13 protein-coding genes and 1 tRNA gene are annotated in these 18,358 nt (G+C 67.3%); 8 read left to right on the forward strand and 6 right to left on the reverse strand.

Going from position 1 to position 18,358, the window contains the following annotated elements:
- Positions 1-93: 93 nt before the first annotated feature.
- Positions 94-1,245 (forward strand): glycosyltransferase family 1 protein, encoded by a 1,152-nt coding sequence (locus NTCA1_RS09005; RefSeq protein WP_086490250.1) that lies wholly within the window; start codon positions 94-96, stop codon positions 1,243-1,245.
- A gap of 163 nt (positions 1,246-1,408) precedes the next feature.
- Here the strand turns inward: NTCA1_RS09005 and NTCA1_RS09010 are convergent, their stop codons facing one another.
- Positions 1,409-1,846 carry a hypothetical protein gene (locus NTCA1_RS09010; RefSeq protein WP_159830100.1) on the reverse strand — a complete coding sequence of 146 codons (438 nt, stop codon included), beginning with the start codon at positions 1,844-1,846 and terminating at the stop codon, positions 1,409-1,411.
- An 89-nt stretch (positions 1,847-1,935) separates the two neighbouring features.
- On the opposite strand from NTCA1_RS09010, the gene NTCA1_RS09015 reads away from it, so the two are divergent.
- The 4 genes from NTCA1_RS09015 (at position 1,936) to NTCA1_RS09030 (ending at position 6,325) form a co-directional block, all read left to right on the forward strand.
- Complete coding sequence (locus tag NTCA1_RS09015) at positions 1,936-3,258, forward strand: replication-associated recombination protein A (RefSeq protein ID WP_159830102.1); 1,323 nt, start codon at positions 1,936-1,938, stop codon at positions 3,256-3,258.
- 10 nt (positions 3,259-3,268) lie between these two features.
- The gene (locus NTCA1_RS09020; protein ID WP_159830104.1) at positions 3,269-4,153 is read left to right on the forward strand and encodes a hypothetical protein; all 885 of its coding nucleotides are present in this window, start codon (positions 3,269-3,271) and stop codon (positions 4,151-4,153) included.
- Positions 4,154-4,238: 85 nt separating this feature from the next.
- Positions 4,239-5,987 carry a DUF885 domain-containing protein gene (locus tag NTCA1_RS09025; RefSeq protein WP_159830106.1) on the forward strand — a complete coding sequence of 583 codons (1,749 nt, stop codon included), beginning with the start codon at positions 4,239-4,241 and terminating at the stop codon, positions 5,985-5,987.
- Positions 5,988-6,249: 262 nt separating this feature from the next.
- A tRNA-Thr gene (locus tag NTCA1_RS09030) sits at positions 6,250-6,325 on the forward strand.
- A gap of 16 nt (positions 6,326-6,341) precedes the next feature.
- Here the strand turns inward: NTCA1_RS09030 and NTCA1_RS09035 are convergent.
- The 4 genes from NTCA1_RS09035 to NTCA1_RS09050 all read right to left on the reverse strand — a co-directional run bounded on the left by NTCA1_RS09035 (position 6,342) and on the right by NTCA1_RS09050 (position 11,832).
- On the reverse strand, positions 6,342-7,313 hold the full coding sequence (locus NTCA1_RS09035; RefSeq protein WP_159830108.1) for a MarR family transcriptional regulator: 972 nt from the start codon (positions 7,311-7,313) through the stop codon (positions 6,342-6,344).
- A 243-nt stretch (positions 7,314-7,556) separates the two neighbouring features.
- Positions 7,557-8,579, reverse strand: coding sequence for a ferrochelatase (hemH, locus tag NTCA1_RS09040; RefSeq protein WP_159830110.1), 1,023 nt, complete (start codon positions 8,577-8,579; stop codon positions 7,557-7,559).
- Positions 8,579-10,864 (reverse strand): molybdopterin cofactor-binding domain-containing protein, encoded by a 2,286-nt coding sequence (locus NTCA1_RS09045; RefSeq protein ID WP_159830112.1) that lies wholly within the window; start codon positions 10,862-10,864, stop codon positions 8,579-8,581. The genes hemH and NTCA1_RS09045 overlap by 1 nt, the downstream gene beginning before the upstream one ends.
- Positions 10,864-11,832 (reverse strand): Mrp/NBP35 family ATP-binding protein, encoded by a 969-nt coding sequence (locus tag NTCA1_RS09050; RefSeq protein ID WP_159830114.1) that lies wholly within the window; start codon positions 11,830-11,832, stop codon positions 10,864-10,866. The genes NTCA1_RS09045 and NTCA1_RS09050 overlap by 1 nt, the downstream gene beginning before the upstream one ends.
- 120 nt (positions 11,833-11,952) lie before the next feature.
- Between NTCA1_RS09050 and hflK the strand changes: the two genes are divergently transcribed.
- From hflK to NTCA1_RS09065, 3 genes are all read left to right on the forward strand, one after another.
- Positions 11,953-13,245 (forward strand): protease modulator HflK, encoded by a 1,293-nt coding sequence (gene hflK, locus NTCA1_RS09055; protein ID WP_236549192.1) that lies wholly within the window; start codon positions 11,953-11,955, stop codon positions 13,243-13,245.
- A complete protein-coding gene (gene hflC / locus NTCA1_RS09060) occupies positions 13,245-14,084 on the forward strand; it encodes a protease modulator HflC (protein ID WP_159830176.1) in 840 nt (279 codons plus the stop codon). Before hflK ends, hflC begins: the two co-directional genes overlap by 1 nt.
- Positions 14,085-14,253: 169 nt before the next feature.
- A complete protein-coding gene (locus NTCA1_RS09065; protein ID WP_201282448.1) occupies positions 14,254-15,786 on the forward strand; it encodes a Do family serine endopeptidase in 1,533 nt (510 codons plus the stop codon).
- Between the two features lie 239 nt (positions 15,787-16,025).
- Here the strand turns inward: NTCA1_RS09065 and NTCA1_RS09070 are convergent, their stop codons facing one another.
- On the reverse strand, positions 16,026-18,239 hold the full coding sequence (locus NTCA1_RS09070) for a transglycosylase domain-containing protein (protein ID WP_159830116.1): 2,214 nt from the start codon (positions 18,237-18,239) through the stop codon (positions 16,026-16,028).
- Between the last annotated feature and the right edge of the window lie 119 nt (positions 18,240-18,358).

An 18,358-nucleotide genomic window follows, 5' to 3' on the forward strand; every position in this document is an offset into this window, starting at 1 on the left:
ATGTCACATATCGGGCGGTTTTCCGCAGGAACGGGGCAAGAGCCATGAAGCCCACTCGCCAATCACGGCGCGGAAGGCTATGGGGCGCCCACCATGGAAACCGCCGATCTGCGCATTGCCCTGTTTTCGGGCAACTACAACTATGTCCGTGACGGAGCCAACCAGGCCCTCAACCGCCTCGTCGGCTACCTCCTGCGCCAGGGCGCGCAAGTGCGGGTCTATGCTCCCGTCGTGAAGAATCCCGCGTTCGAGCCGACCGGAGACCTGATCGGCATCCATTCGCTGCCGATTCCGAACCGCCCCGAGTACCGCGTCCCCATCGCCATCTCGGCCAAGGCGCGGCGCGACCTCAAGGCTTTCGCGCCCAACGTCGTCCATGTCTCCTCACCCGATCCCGTAGGCCATCAGGCCGTGACATGGGCACGCGCGCGGAACCTGCCCGTGCTTGCCTCCGTCCACACCCGGTTCGAAACCTATCTGCGCTATTACAACATGGCCTGGGGCGAACCCGTGATCGAGGCGATCCTGCGCCGCTTCTATCGCCGATGCGACGCCCTGGTGGCGCCTTCGGAATCGATGGCCCAGCTCCTGCGCCAGCAGCGCATGAACTACGACGTCTCGATCTGGTCGCGCGGCGTCGATCGCGAGATCTTCCACCCCGACCGCCGCGACCTGGCATGGCGCCGTGCGCAAGGCATAGCCGACCATGAAATCGTCGTCGGCTTCCTCGGCCGTCTGGTCATGGAAAAGGGGCTGGACGTCTTTTCCGACACACTGGATGACCTCACGCGCCGAGGCATCGCCCACCGCGTACTCGTCGTCGGCGAGGGACCGGCGCGCGAATGGTTCCAGGACCGCCTGCCGCAGGCCGCCTTCGTGGGCTTCCAGCAGGGCGAAGACCTTGCCCGCGCGGTCGCCAGCATGGACATGCTGTTCAACCCTTCGGTCACCGAGACTTTCGGCAACGTCACGCTGGAAGCGATGGCCTGCCGCCTGCCGGTCGTCGCCGCCGCCGCCACCGGCAGCCAGAGCCTGGTCGACGATCACGTCTCCGGCCGCCTGATCCCGCCCGGCGCCATCCACCAGTTCGCCGAGGCCCTGAAGGCCTATATCGAAAACCCGCAGCTGCGCGCCAGCCACGGTCTTGCCGGAGAAAACCGCGCGCTCGATTTCAGCTGGGACCGGATCAACCAGGCGGTTGCCGAAACCTACGTGCGCCTGGTCCGCCAACGTTCGCGTGGCTGACGGGTTTACGCTCGAACCTTACTCTACGTCATCCTGAACTTGTTTCAGGATCCATCGTGCCGATCGAACCACCGTCGATGGTCAGAAATGGATCCTGAACCAAGTTCAGGATGACGTATGAGTATGAGACAAGCGTTGCAACATTGGGGAAGTGCATAAGCCCCTAGCGCAGCACCCCGGCACTACGCAGCCGCATCGCATACCAGAGCAGAAACAGCGCCACGGCCCAGATCACCAGGGTAATGCCGATGCTGGCCGGGCTGGTCAGCATCGCCGGCACGTCGGAGACGAAGGGGTAGATCTGGTTCACCGCCAGCCCCAGCAGCGAAACCGTGAAGGCCGCCACTGCCCAGCGTGAGCGCAGAAGGAGCAGCAGCGATCCCGCCAGTCCGCCCCAGACCCCCAGCGCCCAGGTGACGATGGTCCAGCTTGGCGCGGCATCCAGCCAGTCGATCATCTCGGGCGAGAGCGGCGCCAGCCACTCGGGATTGCGGGTGACGGTCATCGAGAAGTCGGTGCATCCGAAGGCGTTCCACACCAGCGCCAGCACACCGACGATCCAGATATGCCGCGGCGTTCGGGCTCCCAAGGTTCCTGCCATCGCTAGCCTCCCTGTCTCCATTATGGCCCCGCAGAATACCCCTGCGCCGGAAGCGATGCAATTCCCGGAACAATAGCTAGATAGTCCCCATGGCCGATCTCTTTGCCGATGACCTTCCGCCCTCCTCCGCCCCCGGCGAACCGCGCGAGGATGCCCCTCTGGCGGACCGCCTGCGCCCGCGCACGCTGGACGACGTGGTGGGGCAGGAACACCTGACCGGCCCGGAAGGCCCGATCGGGCGCATGGTGGCGGCGGGCCGCCTCTCCTCGATGATCCTCTGGGGGCCGCCCGGCACCGGCAAGACCAGCACCGCGCGCCTGCTGGCGGACGCGGTGGGCATGCGCTTCACGGCCGTCTCCGCCGTGTTCTCGGGCGTGGCTGATCTCAAGAAGGCTTTCGCCGAAGCCGATCTCGCCGCCCGCGCGGGGCAGCGCACGCTGTTGTTCGTGGACGAGATCCACCGCTTCAACCGCGCCCAGCAGGACGGCTTCCTGCCTTTCGTCGAGCGCGGCACGGTCACCCTCGTCGGCGCGACCACGGAAAATCCCAGCTTCGCGCTCAACGCCGCCCTGCTCAGCCGTGCGCAAGTGCTGATCCTGCACCGCCTCGGCCCGGAAGCGCTCGGCGGCTTGCTGGACAAGGCCGAAGCGCTGGAAGGCCCGCTGCCGCTGGACGACAACGCCCGCGCGGCGCTGGTCGCCTCGGCGGACGGCGACGGACGCTTCCTGCTCAACCAGGCGGAGACGCTCTACGCCGCGCGGATCGCCGAGCCGCTCGATCCGGCCGGGCTCGGTCAGTTCCTGCAACGCCGCGTCGCCGTCTACGACAAGGACCGCGACGGCCACTACAACCTGATTTCCGCCCTGCACAAGGCAGTGCGCGGATCGGACCCGCAGGCCGCGCTCTATTATCTTTCGCGCATGCTGACCGCGGGAGAGGAACCCCTGTTCCTCCTGCGCCGCCTGGTACGCATGGCGAGCGAGGACATCGGCCTTGCCGATCCGCAGGCGCTCGCCCAGTGCCTCGCCGCCAAACAGGCCTACGAGTTCCTCGGCTCGCCCGAAGGCGAACTGGCGATCGCCCAGGCCTGCCTCTATGTCGCCACCGCGCCGAAATCGAATGCGGCCTATGTGGCGTACAAGGCCGCCACCCGCTCCGCGCGGGAGACGGGGTCGCTCATGCCGCCAGCCAATATCCTCAACGCTCCGACCAAGCTGATGAAGGATATCGGCTACGGCAAGGACTATGCCTACGACCATGACGCGCCGGACGGCTTCTCGGGCGACGACTACTGGCCCGAGGAAATGACGCCGCAGACCTTCTACGAGCCCGTCGAGCGCGGCTTCGAGCGGGAGATCCGCAAGCGCATCGAATGGTGGGACCGCAAGCGGGCCGAGCGGCGCGAGGAATAGCGCGAACGCGATGCCCCGGTTCCGGCATTTCATGGCGATCGACTGGTCCGGCGCGCTCGGCCCGCGCCAGAAGGGCATTGCCGTCGCCCTTTGCGACCTCGACGGCACGCCGCGCCTGCTGCGCCCGCAAAGCCATGCCCACTGGTCGCGCGAGGAGGTGCTGCGGCTGCTGCTGGACGGGCTGCCCGAAGATACCCTGGTCGGCCTCGACCTCGGCATATCGCTGCCTTTCGCGGATGCCGGGGCCTTCTTCCCCGACTGGCCGGACAGCCCCCCGGATGCCCGCGCGCTCTGGGCACTGGTCGACACAGTCTGCGCGCAAGACGAGCACCTGGCCGCCGCCAGCTTCGTCGACCACCCCGAACTCAGCGCCTACTTCCGTCGCCACGGCGGCCGGGAAGGCGCACGCTTCCATCTCCCCGCCGCACTCCACCGGCGCGGGCGCATGCGCGTAACCGAGGAAGCGCAGGCCCGCGCGGGGTGCAAGCCCTATTCCAACTTCAACCTCGTGGGCGCAGCGCAAGTCGGAAAGTCCAGCCTCACCGGCATGAGATTGCTGCACCGGCTCGGCGCCGCACTTCCGGTCTGGCCGATCGATCCCCTGCCGGAAAGCGGATCGGTAGTGACCGAGATCTACACCACCCTCGCCGCCGTCGCCGCCGGACGCACGGCAGGCCGGGCCAAGGTGACCGATCGTGCCGCCCTCAACCACGCTCTCTCGGCGCTGGGCTCCGCCCCCGTCACGGGAACCGGCCCGATCGACGATCACAGCGCCGACGCCCTGCTCACCGCCGCCTGGCTGCGCACCGCCGCGCCGCGCGCCGACCTGTGGAAACCCGTTGATCTGACACCCGAACTTGCCCGGACCGAGGGCTGGACCTTCGGCGCGGCATAGCCCAGAACCATGGCCATCGGGGCGGCGCAAGATCCGCTCCCAACATGGCCAACAGGGCCAAATGACTGACAGGGAAAGTTCCGATATGAAACATGCGTTGCTGGCAGGGATCGCCTGCCTTGCTCTGGGTCTCGGAGCACAAGCCTCGAACGCGGCACCCGCGCCCCGATCCACGCCGGGACCGACGCCCGTATCGGTCGCCCTGGGCAAGCCGGCCACGCCGTGGAAGGCCTTCGTCAACCGCACAATCGAAGCCTGGATGGCGCAGGACCCGTCGTTCGCCGTCTACCAGGGCGCGCATCAGTTCGACGGCAAGCTGCCCGACTGGAGCCCGGCAGGCCTCAAGGCGCGGGGCGCGTTCCTGAAGAAAGTGATCGCCGATGCCGGCGCCTTCACCGGGCTCTCCGCCGAGGACGGGTTCGAGCGCGACTATCTCGTCCAGGTCGCCAAGGGGCAGTTGTTCTGGCTGGAAGACGCCGACAAGCCGCACAACAACCCCGGCTACTACATCGAGAGCGGCCTCGATCCGAACGTCTACGTCAGCCGCGCCTATGCCGACAAGCCGACGCGCATGAAGGCCATGATCGCCTTCTTCAAGGCGGTGCCCAACGCCGCCGCGCAGATTCGCGGCAACCTGAAGACGGCCATGCCCGCCAGCTTCATCAAGCTCGGCACCGCAGGCTTCTCGGGCTTTGCCGATTACTACCGAGGCGATGCCCGCGCCGCCTTTGCCGATGTGAAGGACGCGAAGCTCCAGGCCGAGTTCAAGGCCAGTTCGGAAAGCGCGGCCAAGGCCATGCAGGATCTGTCCGACTGGCTCGGCAAGGTCACGCCCACGCAGGACTTCGCCATGGGCGCAGAGCGGTTCTCGCGCATGCTCGCCGCCACCGAGGCCGTCGATGCGCCCTTGAGCGAGTTGGAAGCCGTGGGCCGCGCCGATCTCAAGCGCAATCAGGACCTGCTCAAGGCCGCCTGCGCTGAATATGCGCCGGGCAAGGACATCCAGGGCTGCTTCGACAAGATGCGCGCCGACAAGCCGGAAGGCGGCCCCGTCGCCGCCGCGCGCCTCCAGATCCCGGAACTGACCGCTTTCGTGCGCCAGCACGACATCGCCACGATCCCCGGCACCGAACAGGCGCTGGTGGAGGAAAGCCCGCCCTACAACCGCCAGAACTCGGCCTATATCGATCCTGCCGGGCCGCTGGAGAAGGGCATTCCCTCGGTCTACTACATCTCGCCGCCCGACCCTTCGTGGTCGCAGCAGATGCAGCAGGACTACATCCCCGGAAAGAACGACCTGCTGTTCACTTCGGTGCATGAGGTCATGCCCGGCCACTTCCTGCAATTCCTCCACTCGAACCGCTCGCCTTCCTGGGTAGGCCGTCTCTGGGTCGGCTATGCCTATGCCGAAGGCTGGGCGCACTATGCCGAGGAGATGATGTGGGACGCGGGCCTGGGCAACGGCGATGCGGGCGTCCATGTCGGCCAGCTTTCGAACGCCCTGCTGCGCAACTGCCGCTATCTCTCCGCCATCGGCCTCCATGCGCGCGGCATGACGCAGGCGCAGTCCAAGCGCCTGTTCATGGACGAATGCTACCAGGATGAAGGCACCGCCGAACAACAGGCCGCGCGCGGCACATACGATCCGGCCTACCTCAACTACACGCTGGGAAAACTGATGATCCGCAAGCTGCGTGACGACTGGACCGCCTCACGCGGCGGCCGCGCGGCCTGGAAACCGTTCCACGACCAGTTCCTGAGCCACGGCGGCCCGCCGATCCCGCTCGTGCGGCAAGCCATGATGAAGGAAGACGCCCCTCACGCGATTTTCTGAGAGTCATTCTGAAAATCCGCCGCAGGCGGATTTTGGCGGCACCGGCCCCAGTTGGATTTAGGCGCCCCCACCCGACCTCCCACGAGTGTATCCTGATGGGAGGTCGGGTGGGGGCGTGGGCCGGTGCGGATCAAAAATGCCCTTCAGGCATTTTTCAAAAAGATCTGAGAAGATATTTCATAAAAGCAACTGGACCGGCGCCCCTCCCTCGCGGTAAGGGCGCCGGACTTGTTTCGCGCATCGCGATCTTCCGATGCGCCGGGCCGGCTTAGCTCAGTTGGTAGAGCACCTGATTTGTAATCAGGGGGCCACGGGTTCGAATCCTGTAGCCGGCACCATATCCATCTTCCAGAATCAGACGGGAAGCGCTTCCATCGACGAGATCTCGTCGAAGTAGCGGCCGAGGCGGTCCACGGCCTGTTCGGTGAGTTCGATGAAGGCGCGGCGGCGGTCGTTTTCGTCGCAGACGCGTTGGAACAGGTCGGCCTGGACCAGTGCGCCGATCCAGCGCAGCGCGGTCGTCGGCGGGACGCCGGAGGCGATGCAGAGCGAGGTTACCGACACCTGTTTGCCCTCCACACGGGCGGCGGCGAGATCGAGCAGCATGTCCCAGGCGGGATCGGCGAAGAGATCGCCATCGATGAAGCGCGCGCGCAACTGGCGCTGGCGGATGATCCGGCGGATCAGGCCGGATTCGGGCAGAGCCGATGTTCCCGGCGAGCCTGAATATCCATGCAAGGGCACTGCCCGCTTTTCGGCCGGGCCGCGCGTCGCAGCCGCCACGGGCGCCTCGCGCGGTGCCATCCGGTCCATCTGTCCGGCGATCTGACCGACCTGTTCGCTGAGACGCAGCAACATCAGCCGGTCGTCCTCGGAAAGTTCGCGCAGGCGGGCGGCGGGAAAACCGGCGAGAACCTCACCCAGCGCCATGACCCGTTCGGCCCGGTTCGGATCCACCAGCAGGAGCGGCGAGGACATGTCCATGCAGGCGAAGACATCGTCCAGCGCATCGACGCTGGTGGATACGATCAGCCGCGTGCCCCCCTTTGCCGCGCGCAGATCCAGCCGGGCGAGCGCGGCCATCGTGGCGGCGTCCAGAAGAGGGCAATCGAGCAGCACCACGTCCGCCAGCGCGCGTCCATCATTGTCCAGAAGTTCGCCGAGCGGCGCGGAAAGGGAAACGTGCAGACCGGCCGCTGCCGCATCCTCGCGCATGGTGGCGCGAAGGTGCGGCCTGTCCGCGAAGATCGACAGGGACACGCCGGTGCCCCCCGATGCCTCCGGCGAGACTCCATAGGAAAAATCGGCGGATTCGCTGCCCTGCATGATCGCTTGCCCCCAAGCCTGAACGCGCTTCAGGGGTAGAAGAGAGGCCCGCAGAGTCAACGCAGGCTATGGTTAAAACCTTGTTAGTGAGGTGCTTGAGAAATGCCTGAAGAGGCATTTCAAAGAGCGGCACCGGCCCGCGCCCCCACCCACCACCCGCAGGATACTACCGTTGAATGGTGGGTGGGGGCGCCTATAGAGATTTGGGGCCGGTGCCGCTCTAAATCGGCCTGCGGCGGATTTTCAAACAGACTCATCCAGCCAGCCGGAAAGCTCCCTGAGCACCAGCGCCTCCAGCATCTCCATGCCGGATTTCCCGTCGTTGAGGCAGGACAGCACCGCGATCCTCGTGCCACCGGCTTCCTCGAAGACTTCCCGCCCGCGGATCGCCAGTTCTTCCAGCGTTTCCACGCAGTCGGCCGAAAAGCCGGGTGCGGCAATGGCGATCCGGCGGGTTCCGGCTTTCGCCTCGGCGGCGAGAACGTCCTCGGTCGAGGGTTCCAGCCACTTGGCGCGGCCGAAGCGGGACTGGAAGCTCGTCTCGATCCTGATGTCCGGCCGCGCCTGCGCAAGGCGTCCGCCCAGCAGGCGCGAGGTTTCCAGGCAGTGGCGGTAATAGGGGTCGCCAAGGTCGGCCGTGCGCTGGGGCATGCCGTGATAGGAAAGCAGCAGCACTTCCGGCACGAAATCCAGCGCATCGAACTGCCGCAGGAGATCGGCCTCCAGCGCATCGATATAGGCCGCGTCGGCGTAATAGGGCGGCAGGGTGCGGATCGCGGGCTGCGCGCGCATGGCCGAGAGCGCGTCGCCCAGCTTGTCCATGACCGAGGCCGTGGTCGCGCCAGAATATTGCGGGTAGAGCGGCGCGACGAGAACGCGGTCGCACCCGGCCTCCATCATCGCCTGAAGCCGCGCGGGAATGGAAGGATTGCCGTAGCGCATGGCCCAATCGACATGCGCGCGGGCGCCCAGTTTTTGCTTCAGGGACAAGGCCTGCGCCCGGGTGATCGCGGCGAGCGGCGAACCCTCTTCGGTCCAGACTTGCGCATAGGCATGGGCGGACTTGGCCGGACGGGTGCGCAGGATCACGCCGTGGAGGATCGGCTTCCAGGCGATCGCCGGGATTTCCACCACGCGCGGGTCGGAGAGGAATTCGGCCAGATAGCGCCGCACTGCCGGAGCCGTGGGCGCGTCGGGCGTGCCGAGATTGACGAGGAGCACGCCGATGGCACCGTTACTGTCGGCAGGCTGATCATGGGCAGGCATCACATATCCTCGGCAAAGAGCGGCAGGCGGCGGAACCGCAGGCCTGTCGCGGAATAGAGCGCATTGGCGACGGCGGGCGCGACGACGGCGGTGCCCAGCTCGCCCGGATCGGCGGGGTCGGCGTCGCTCTCGATAAACTGGACTTCGATCGCGGGGCAGTCCGCCAGCGTCGGCAGGGAGAGGTCGGACAGGCGCTCGCCGTCGGGCCTGCCGCCCGCATAGCCGGGGCTGCACCCCAGCGCGAGGCCGAGGCCGAAGACCAGCCCGCCCTCGATCTGCTGGCGGGCCACGTCATGGTTCACGATCCGGCCGATGTCGGCAACGGCACTGAGCCGGTCCACCCGCACGCCGTTCTCGTCGCGGCGGGCACTGGCGACAAGGGCGATGCGGCCCTCGCCAATGACGTGGCAGGCAATGCCCTGCCCGCTGTTGTCGCCCCCGCCGCCCCACTGCGCAAGGCTGGCGGCGCGCTGGAGACATTCGGCCAGGCGCGGATCGTGGCCGAGCATGGCCATGCGGTACGACAGCGGCTCGCGCCCCGCCCGGTGCGCCAGTTCATCCACGAAGCTCTCATTGAAGAACGCCGTATAGCCATGGGCATTGCCGCGCATGCGCCCCGTCGGCAGGCCGATTGCGGCGGGGATATGGTCCACCGCCAGATCGGGCACGGCATAGGCGGGAACCGCGCCCTCCACCGCCATGGGATCGGCGACCGCTGCGACGGCATCGAGTGCGTCGAACGGGGCGAGGCCGGAGAACATGCGGCGGCCGAATTCGCGCGCGGTGGCGGGCGCGGCGATGCGGGCGCGCCAGGCGGTGGGCCTGCCTTCCGCGTCGGGCCGCGCCGCCATGACCGCCACGACGGGCGCGCGGGGGAACGTGGCGAAGTGCTCCTGCCGCCGCGACAGGGTAAGCTGGACGGGACGGCCGGCTTCCCTGGCCAGAACCGCGACTTGCCCGGCATGGGCACATTCCAGCCGCCGGTCGAAACTGCCACCGATCGCCATCGGATAGAGCACCACATCGCCCGCCGCGATCCCGATCGCCTCGGCCGCAGCCGCGCGGGCGGCGCCCGGCGCTTGAGTGCCGATCCAGAGTTCGAGCCGCCCGTTCGCGTAGCGCGCCGTGGCCGAGGCCGTTTCGATGGTGGCATGAACGGCAGGCGCGACTTCGTAGCGGATCTGGACCGGCAAGGCGCCTTCGACCGCGCCCGCTTCCCCCGTCAGGTGGACGCGGGTGGGAGAGCCCATGGTCATCGCCTGTTCCAGGGCTTCATCGACCTCGCCGCTGTCGCTGCCGCGCGCCACGCGAAAGCGCGGTGCGGCGCGGGTAAGCGCGGTTTCCGCCGTCCACCAGTCCCTGGCCAGCGCCGCGACCCAGTCCGGCCCGCGCACGAAGCGGAGGAAGCCCGGAAGGTCCTTGCCCGCGTTCTCGTCGAGCCGGGACAGGCTGGCCTTGCCGATCGGCGCATGGCGGATGGCGGCGCGGAGCATGTCCGGCAGGCGCACGTCGCCCGCGAACATCCACGATCCGTCCACCTTGGAGGGCATGTCGAGACGCGGATAGCGCAAGGGCGCGCCGGGCGGGAACTCGCCGGGCTTCTCCGCCATCGGCTCGGCCCGCAGCGGCGGCGGATCGGGTGGGGAGAAGGCGGCGGCCTCGGCCGCCAGCGGACCGAAGTTCAGCCGCCTGTCACCGTGGATGGCGTCGCCGTGGATGACAAGGCCGTTCGCCACCTCGCATTCCTCGGGCGCCACCCCCCAGCGCGCGGCGGCAGCCCGGACCAGCACCGCGCGGGCCGAGGCGGCGGCGGCGCGGGCCGGTGCCTCGTAGGCGGCCAGCGAGGTGCCGTCGGCGGTGGCGTTGAAGCGGTGATCCTGCGCCCAGCGCTGCGCGAGAAAGCCGTCCGGCGCCTCGGCAAGGCCGGGCATGACCGGAAACCACAGCGGCGCCCACTTCGCCGCCAGCACCGTATTGACATAAAGCGCGCTGACCGGCGCGGGCTCCACCGCCACCTGCCGCCAGTCGGCGCCGAGTTCGTGGGCGACGATCTGCGGCAGCAGCGTCGTCACCCCCTGCCCCATCTCCACTTGCGGCACGGCGACGCTGACCACGCCGTCCGCCGCGATCTTGATCCAGGCGCCGAAGGCATATTCGTCGCGCCCCGGCTCCAGCGGCAGCGGAAAGCGGCGCGGGCGCAGCAGGTATCCCACCGCAAGCCCGCCGCCTGCCAGCGCGCCGATCAATATTCCCCTCCGGGAAACAGGCGCGCGCGGCGATGCCATCAGTGGCTGTCCAGCCAGTCGGACACTTGCGCGGCCAGTGCGGCGAAAGCCTCTGCCTGCGGGCCGTCTCCGGCGGCGGGCGGCCTGCCCGCGTCGCTTTCGCGCCGGATCGCGATGTCGAGCGGGATGCGGCCGAGGAAGGCCTGTCCCATGTCCCGTGCCGCCGCCTCGGCACCGCCGACGCCGAAGGGATCGCTCACTTCGCCGCAATGGGGGCAGGCATAACCGGCCATGTTCTCGACCACGCCGACCACCGGCACGCCGCTCTTCTCGAACAGCTCCACCGCGCGCGTGGCGTCCATCAGCGCCAGATCCTGCGGGGTGGAGACGATCACCGCACCGGCCGGCTTGAACTTCTGGAGCATGGTAAGCTGCACGTCGCCGGTGCCGGGCGGCAGGTCCACCACCAGTATCTCGGCATTGTCCCAGTGGCCTTCGAGCATCTTGGTGAGCGCGCCCGCCACCATCGGCCCGCGCCAGGCGATCGCCTGTCCCGGCTCCAGCAGGTTGGCCATCGACAGCACCGGCACGCCGAAAGCACTGGCAAGGGGCACCAGCCTGCTTTCATGGGCGACCGGGCGCTGCCCCTCGGTGCCGAGCAGGCGCGCCTGCGACGGCCCGTATATATCCGCATCGACAAGACCGACCTTGCGCCCCATGCGCGATAGCGCGACCGCGAGATTGGCCGCCAGGGTCGACTTGCCGACCCCGCCCTTGCCCGATCCCACCGCCAGGATCCGCCGCACCGGCTTGTCCGCCATCACTGCCACGCGCACTTCGGCCACGCCCGGCTGGCCCTCTAGCGTTCCGGCGACAAGCTGCTCCAGCCCCGCCCGGTCCTGCACGGAAAGCCCCGAGGCGTCGATCACCAGGCTGGCCTTGCCATCGGCCAGCCGCAGCGACTGGACCCTACCGGCCACCTCGTCAGGCAGGAGGGCTTTCAGTCGATCGGCATCGGGGCTTGTCATCTCGTCCTTTTCCAAAGTTCGTATCTGGGAGGGGGGAATTTGCCGTTCAGGTGGAGCACGAGGCGAAAAAGGGCAAGAGAGGCACTGTATTTTGCCAATAGCGCACTTATAGATGAACATATGAAAGCTATTGGTGATGCAATCTCGCCCGACGGTCTTGCCATGAGCGGGCGCCAAAGCCCCTGGGGCGGCGGCGGAAATTCGGGCGATGGTTCCGGCGGTGAACCGGAACAGGGGCCTGAACAGGGCGGCGACAGCGGCAATTCGGAAACCGGAGGCTTCGGCGACGAAACGCCCAAGGGCGAAAGCGCCGAGCCCAAGCCTTCGGATCGGCCCGCGGACAAGCCCGCCGACCGGAAGGGACCGCGCAACCCCTGGCTTCCCAGCGGCGACGGCCCGCCGCGTCGCTCGGCCGGTCTCGACGACATCTTCCGTCCGCGCGAACCGCGCCGCGGCGGCGGTGGCGGAGGCGGCGGTTTCGGCCCCGGCGGCGGCTTCCCCAACATCCCGCGCCGTGCGGACGGCAAGTCGTGGCTGCCGCTCGGCATCGGGGTGGCGGTCGTCGCCCTGCTGGCAATTTCCAGCGTCCACATGCTCGGCCCCAAGGACCAGGGCATCGTCACCCGCCTCGGCGGCTATTCGCGCACCATCGATTCCGGTCTTTCACTCACCATGCCCTGGCCCTTCGAGGCGGTGGACGTGAAGGACGTGCGCAGCTTCAACGTCTATTCGATCCCCGATGGAGAGGGCGAGAAGCTGATGCTGACAAGCGACAAGAACCTTGTCGACCTCAGCTATCTGGTGCGCTGGAACATCAAGAACCTTAAGGACTACACCTACCGCCTTGCCGACCCGGACGAGACGGTGCGCGAAGTGGCCGAAGCGGCGATGCGCGCCTCGATCGCGCAGATCTCGCTCAACGATGCGCTTTCGGGCGCAGGCCGCGCGGTGGTGGAGCAGGACGTGCGCGACCGCACCCAGCGCATCCTCGACTATTATCACGCCGGGGTCGCGATCCAGGGCGTGGAAATCAAGAAGGCGGACCCGCCGGCCAAGACCCGCGAGGCCTTCGACCAGGTCAACGTCGCCCAGCAGGAAGCCGACCGCGACCGTTCCAAGGCCCGCGCCTGGGCCCAGCAGACCATGGCCCGCGCCCAGGGCGCCGCGGCCTCGTTCGACAAGGTCTACGAACAGTACAAGCTGGCGCCCGAAGTAACACGCCGCCGCATGTACTATGAAACGATGGAGAGCGTGCTGCGCGACAACGATGTGGTCGTCAGCGATTCCAAGAACATGACGTCCTATCTGCCCTTGCCCGAGGTGAAGCGCCGCGCGCCCGCCAGCGAAGAAACCGTGGTGACCGTGCCTGCCGGTTCGGTTCCGGCCGCGCCCGCCGCCAAGGGAGGCCAATGATGAACAGCTTCTGGCAGGACTACAAGGTTCCCCTCGCCCTCGGCGGCGTCGCGCTGGTCGCGCTCATGCTCAGCCTGATCGTGGTGCCCGAAACCGAGCAGGCCGTCGTCGTGCGCACCGGCCGCCCGGTCGCCGTCTACAACCGGTTCAACCCCAAGGCCGATTTCGGCCAGACCGACGCGGGCGTGCATTTCCGCATTCCCATCGTCGACCGGGTCGTGCGCATCGACAAGCGCCTGCTCTCGGTGGACATGCAGCAGCAGCAGGTGCTCTCCACCGACCAGCTGCGCTTGAATGTCGATGCCTATGCCCGCTATCGCATCATCGATCCGATCAAGATGGTGGAGACGGCCGGAACCACCGAACGCGTGACCGAGCAGCTCGAACCGATCCTCTCCTCGGTGCTGCGCCAGGAACTGGGCAAGCGCACCTTCCAGTCGCTGCTGACCGCCGAACGCGGCAAGGCCATGGAGAACATCCGCGACGGGCTCGACCGCGAGGCCCGCGAATACGGCGCCCAGGTGGTGGACGTGCGCATCAAGCGGGCCGACCTTCCCGAAGGCGCGCTGGAAAGCGCCTTCACCCGCATGCAGGCCGCCCGTACCGAGGAATCGCGCACGATCGCCGCACAGGGGCAGAAGGACGCGCAGATCATCCAGGCCGACGCGGAAGCCCAGGCTGCCAAGATCTATGCGGACAGCTTCGGCAAGGATCCGCAGTTCTACGACTTCTACCGCTCGATGCAGAGCTATTCGGTGACTTTCGCCAAGGGCGACAACGGCAAGACCATCCTGCTCTCGCCCGATAACGCCTATCTCAACCATTTCAGGGAACCGTAACCGGGGCGAGGAGTCTTCCTGTGAAAAGCCCCCTGGGGCTTTTCCGCTGCGGCAAGAGCCCGCTCCCCCATCTATTCAAACCCGGTTAAGCTCATACTGCTTCAATCGGAACCAGTCGGCGAATAGTGATGCTACCGCCCAGACGGAGGAATTAAAGGACGTGAAGCCCGTGCGATACGCTTATGGATTGACCACAGCGCTCCTGCTGGGGGGCGCCACCGCCACTTTGGTGACAGGCTTCCCCGCGGGAGCCCAGGTCGCCCAGAACGAAGCCAGCCAGATGGCCCGCGTCGTGCCCCGCGCCGGCGCGCCTGACAGCTTTGCCGACCTGACCGAGCAGCTTCAGCCTGCGGTCGTCAACATCTCCACGCGCCAGCGCGTGCAGGTGGCGGGGGGCGGCAACAATCCCTTCGCGGGCACGCCGTTCGAAGGCCTTTTCGGCGGCGGTGGCGGCGGTACGCCGCAGACGCGCGAAGCCCAGTCGCTGGGTTCGGGCTTCATCATCTCGGCCGACGGCTACATCGTCACGAACAACCACGTGATCACGGCCGAGGGCAAGGGCGAGATCGAATCGATCACCGTCATCATGCCCGACGGCACCGAGTACCCCGCCAAGCTGATCGGCAAGGACGCGCAGTCCGACCTCGCGGTGCTCAAGATCACTGCCGGCAAGGCCCTGCCCTACGTCAAGTTCGGTGACAGCTCGAAGGCCCGCGTGGGCGACTGGGTGCTGGCGATCGGCAACCCCTTCGGCCTCGGCGGCACGGTCACGGCGGGCATCGTCTCGGCCGTCTACCGCAACACCGGCGCGGGCGGCGCCTATGACCGCTATCTCCAGACCGACGCCTCGATCAACCGCGGCAACTCGGGCGGCCCCATGTTCGACATGAAGGGCCAGGTGATCGGCATCAACAACGCGATCTTCTCGCCCACCGGCGGCAGCGTCGGCATCGGCTTCGCAATCCCTGCCGAAATCGCCTCGCCCATCGTCGAGAAGCTGATGAAGGGCCAGGCGATCGAGCGCGGCTATCTGGGCGTCACCATCCAGCAGCTCAACGAAGACCTCGCGGATTCGATGGGCCTTGAGCACAACAAGGGCGAGTTCATCCAGAGCGTCGTTCCCGACGGTGCCGGTGCCAAGGCGGGCATCCAGGCCGGCGACGTGGTGGTCAAGGTGAACAACAAGGAAGTCACCCGCGACCAGACGCTCTCGTTCCTCGTCGCGAACACCGCGCCGGGCACGCGTATCCCGATCGAGTTGATCCGCAACGGCCGCCGCCAGACGGTGACCGCGACGGTCGCCAAGCGTCCCACCGACGACGAGCTTCAGCAGAGCTTCGATCCCAGCACCGGCAGCGACGATCCGCTCGGCAATGCGCCCCAGCAACAGGGCGAGAACGCCGTGCAGAAGGCGCTCGGCCTTTCGGTCATCCCGCTGACGCCGCAGATCTCCCGCCAGCTCGGCGCAGCGGAAGGCACGCGCGGTCTGGTGATCGTGGGCGTCGATCCCAGCTCGGATGCCGGCCAGAAGGGCTTTGCCCGCGGCTTCATCATCCTCTCGGCCAACAATGCGCCGGTCGCGACGCAGGCCGACCTCGAAAACGCGATCAAGGCCGCCAAGGCAGAGGGCCGCTCGGCCATCCTGCTGCGCGTCCAGCCGCGCGGCCAACCCGCAGCCTACGTCCCGGTGCGCCTGCGCTGAGACGCCTGCGCTGAGACTGGGCTTCAGCCGAAAACAGAAACGCCCGCCGGAGCGATCCGGCGGGCGTTTTCTTTTGTCCTGACATCCTTCGACAGGCTCAGGATGAGCGAATCTCGGCAAAGCACACCCTAAAAACCCGCCCAGCCTGAGCCTGTCGAAGGCCCCTCGCCCACACACCCATCCCGCAACAAAAAAGCCCGCCAGAACCGGCGGGCTTTCTCGTTACCACTGACGCGGCCTCAATCCCCCGGCGTCCGCGTGGGGTTGGGACGCGGGTTGGGGGCGCCTTGACGCTGCCCCGCACCGCCCGTTCCCTGGCCTAGTCCCTGCCCTGCACGAAGGCCGGGATCCTCGCTGCGCGAGCGGCCAGTGGCGCGGTCGAGGAAATCCTCGCCCGCTGCCGGCGGAGCCGCAGCCGGGCCGTAGTCAGGCATCTGCGGCGCGCCCGGACCGGAGCCGGGGCCCATCGAGCCGTCCTCGTAGCGCGGCTGCCCATCCGGCCCCTGTGCGCCGTCTTCGGGCCGCACGATGTTGCCGTTCTCGTCGACGTAGTAATAGTCGTCGGGATTGCCCTGCATCGCCTCGTCGTCGGGTTCGAGCTGCCATTCGGGAAGCTTCACTTCCGTCTGGAACTGCTCGACCGGGCGCTTCGCCACCGCGACCTTCATGTAATCCGAGAAAGCGCGCGCCGGAGCATGGCCGCCCGAAAGACCGGGAACCGCGCGGGCATCGTCGCGGCCCATCCACACGCCGGTGGTGATGCCGCTGGAAAAGCCGAGGAACCAGCCGTCCTTGTTGGAACTGGTCGTGCCGGTCTTGCCCGCGACCGGACGACCGATCTGCGCGGCGCGGCCGGTGCCGGTGGCCACTGTCGTCTGGAGCAGGTCGGTGATCCCGGCCGCGACATTGGGCGGCACCAGCACCTGCCCGCGCACGGACTTGTGCTCATAGAGCACTTCGCCCGAAGCCGCCGTCACCTTGACGATGCCGTAAGGCTCCACCGACGTGCCGCCCGCCGAGATCGCCGCGAAGGCGCGGGTCATGTCGATGACGTGTACTTCGGACGTGCCGAGGACCATCGCCGGCTTGGTGTTGATCGGGGTCGATACGCCGAAACGCCGCGCCATGGAGGCCACCGTGCCGAAGCCCACTTCGTTGCCGAGCTGGGCGGCGACGGTGTTCTTCGAATAGGCGAAGGCCGTGCGCACGTCGATCTGGCCGGCGAAGTTGCGGCCGTCGTTCTGCGGGCTCCAGCCGTCGATCGTCACCGGCTCGTCCACCACGCGGTCGTCGGGCGTGTAGCCCGCCTCCAGCGCGGAAAGGTAGACGAACAGTTTCCAGGCCGAACCGGGCTGGCGCAGCGCGGTGGTCGCGCGGTTATAGTTGGAGTTCACATAGTCCGTGCCGCCGACCATCGCCAGCACGGCGCCGTCGCGGTCGAGGCTGACGAGCGCGCCCTGCGCGCCCTTGGGCGCATTGGCGATGATCGCGCTGGTTGCGGCCTGCTGCATCTTCGGGTCGAGCGTGGTCCAGACCTCGATCGGCTCGTTGGTTTCGGGCAGCAGGGTTTCGAGCTGGGGCAGCGCCCAGTCGGTGAAATAGCGGACGGCGTTCTGGCCCTTTTCCTTCACCACCTTCACATCGGCGATGTCGGCCTGGTCGGCCTCGCTCTGGCTGATCGCGCCGTTCTTGACCATCAGCCCCAGCACGACCTCGCCGCGATCCTTCGCCGCCTCCACGTCGGCGGTGGGCGAATAATTCGAAGGCGCCTTCACGAGGCCCGCGATGATCGCCGCCTCGGCGGTCGAAAGTTCGGTGGCGGGGTGGCCGAAGAACTTGCGGCTGGCCGCGTCGATGCCATAGGCGCCGCCGCCGAAATAGACCTTGTTGAGGTAGAGTTCGAGGATCTGGTCCTTGGAGAACTTGCGCTCCAGCGCCAGTGCCAGCACAGCCTCGCGCGCCTTGCGCGTGAACGAGCGACTGTTGTTCAGGAACACGTTGCGCGCCAGCTGCTGGGTGATCGTCGAGGTCGCCTTGGCGCGGCCGCCCGTCGTCGTCGAGACGTAGACGGCGCGCACGAGGCCCAGCGCATCGACGCCGATATGTTCGCGGAAGCGGCGATCTTCCACGGAGACCATCGCACCCTTCATCACTTCGGGGATCTGCTCGTAGCTCAGCCACTTGCCATAGCTCGGCCCGAGCGAGACCAGCTCGGTGCCGTCCCGCGCGCGCACGACGATCATCTTGCCGTTCTGGCTGCTCTTGAGCGCGTTGTATTCCGGCAGTTCGCTCATCGTGAAGACGACGGCGGTGCCCAGGAAAATCACGCTGAGAACCGCGAGCGCGGCACTCCAGATCAGCACGCCGCGAACGATTCGGCGCCAGAGTGGTTTCTTCTTGGCAGGAGACGAAGGCCCGCTGGTCGAGCGGCGCCGGCCGGAATCATTGGCCATTTTCTAGGTACAAATCCCTTAAGCGGACCACACGGCCCGAGCGCTTCCTACACTCTGGACGCGGCTATTGTAACCCGGCGTTAACAGGGAAATGACGAAACCGGCCATCCATCCCGGCG

It is taken from the genome of Novosphingobium sp. TCA1 (assembly GCF_009811895.1).
Classification (GTDB): Bacteria; Pseudomonadota; Alphaproteobacteria; order Sphingomonadales; family Sphingomonadaceae; genus Novosphingobium; species Novosphingobium panipatense_A.

Coding starts and splice junctions, on each gene's coding strand:
- hflC (WP_159830176.1), top strand. CDS start 13,245: ATGAACAGCTTCTGGCAGGACTACAAGGTTCCCCTCGCCCTCGGCGGC.
- NTCA1_RS09020 (WP_159830104.1), top strand. CDS start 3,269: ATGCCCCGGTTCCGGCATTTCATGGCGATCGACTGGTCCGGCGCGCTC.
- hflK (WP_236549192.1), top strand. CDS start 11,953: ATGAAAGCTATTGGTGATGCAATCTCGCCCGACGGTCTTGCCATGAGC.
- NTCA1_RS09005 (WP_086490250.1), top strand. CDS start 94: ATGGAAACCGCCGATCTGCGCATTGCCCTGTTTTCGGGCAACTACAAC.
- NTCA1_RS09050 (WP_159830114.1), bottom strand. CDS start 11,832: ATGACAAGCCCCGATGCCGATCGACTGAAAGCCCTCCTGCCTGACGAG.
- NTCA1_RS09070 (WP_159830116.1), bottom strand. CDS start 18,239: ATGGCCAATGATTCCGGCCGGCGCCGCTCGACCAGCGGGCCTTCGTCT.
- NTCA1_RS09015 (WP_159830102.1), top strand. CDS start 1,936: ATGGCCGATCTCTTTGCCGATGACCTTCCGCCCTCCTCCGCCCCCGGC.
- NTCA1_RS09010 (WP_159830100.1), bottom strand. CDS start 1,846: ATGGCAGGAACCTTGGGAGCCCGAACGCCGCGGCATATCTGGATCGTC.
- hemH (WP_159830110.1), bottom strand. CDS start 8,579: ATGCCTGCCCATGATCAGCCTGCCGACAGTAACGGTGCCATCGGCGTG.
- NTCA1_RS09025 (WP_159830106.1), top strand. CDS start 4,239: ATGAAACATGCGTTGCTGGCAGGGATCGCCTGCCTTGCTCTGGGTCTC.
- NTCA1_RS09035 (WP_159830108.1), bottom strand. CDS start 7,313: ATGCAGGGCAGCGAATCCGCCGATTTTTCCTATGGAGTCTCGCCGGAG.
- NTCA1_RS09045 (WP_159830112.1), bottom strand. CDS start 10,864: ATGGCATCGCCGCGCGCGCCTGTTTCCCGGAGGGGAATATTGATCGGC.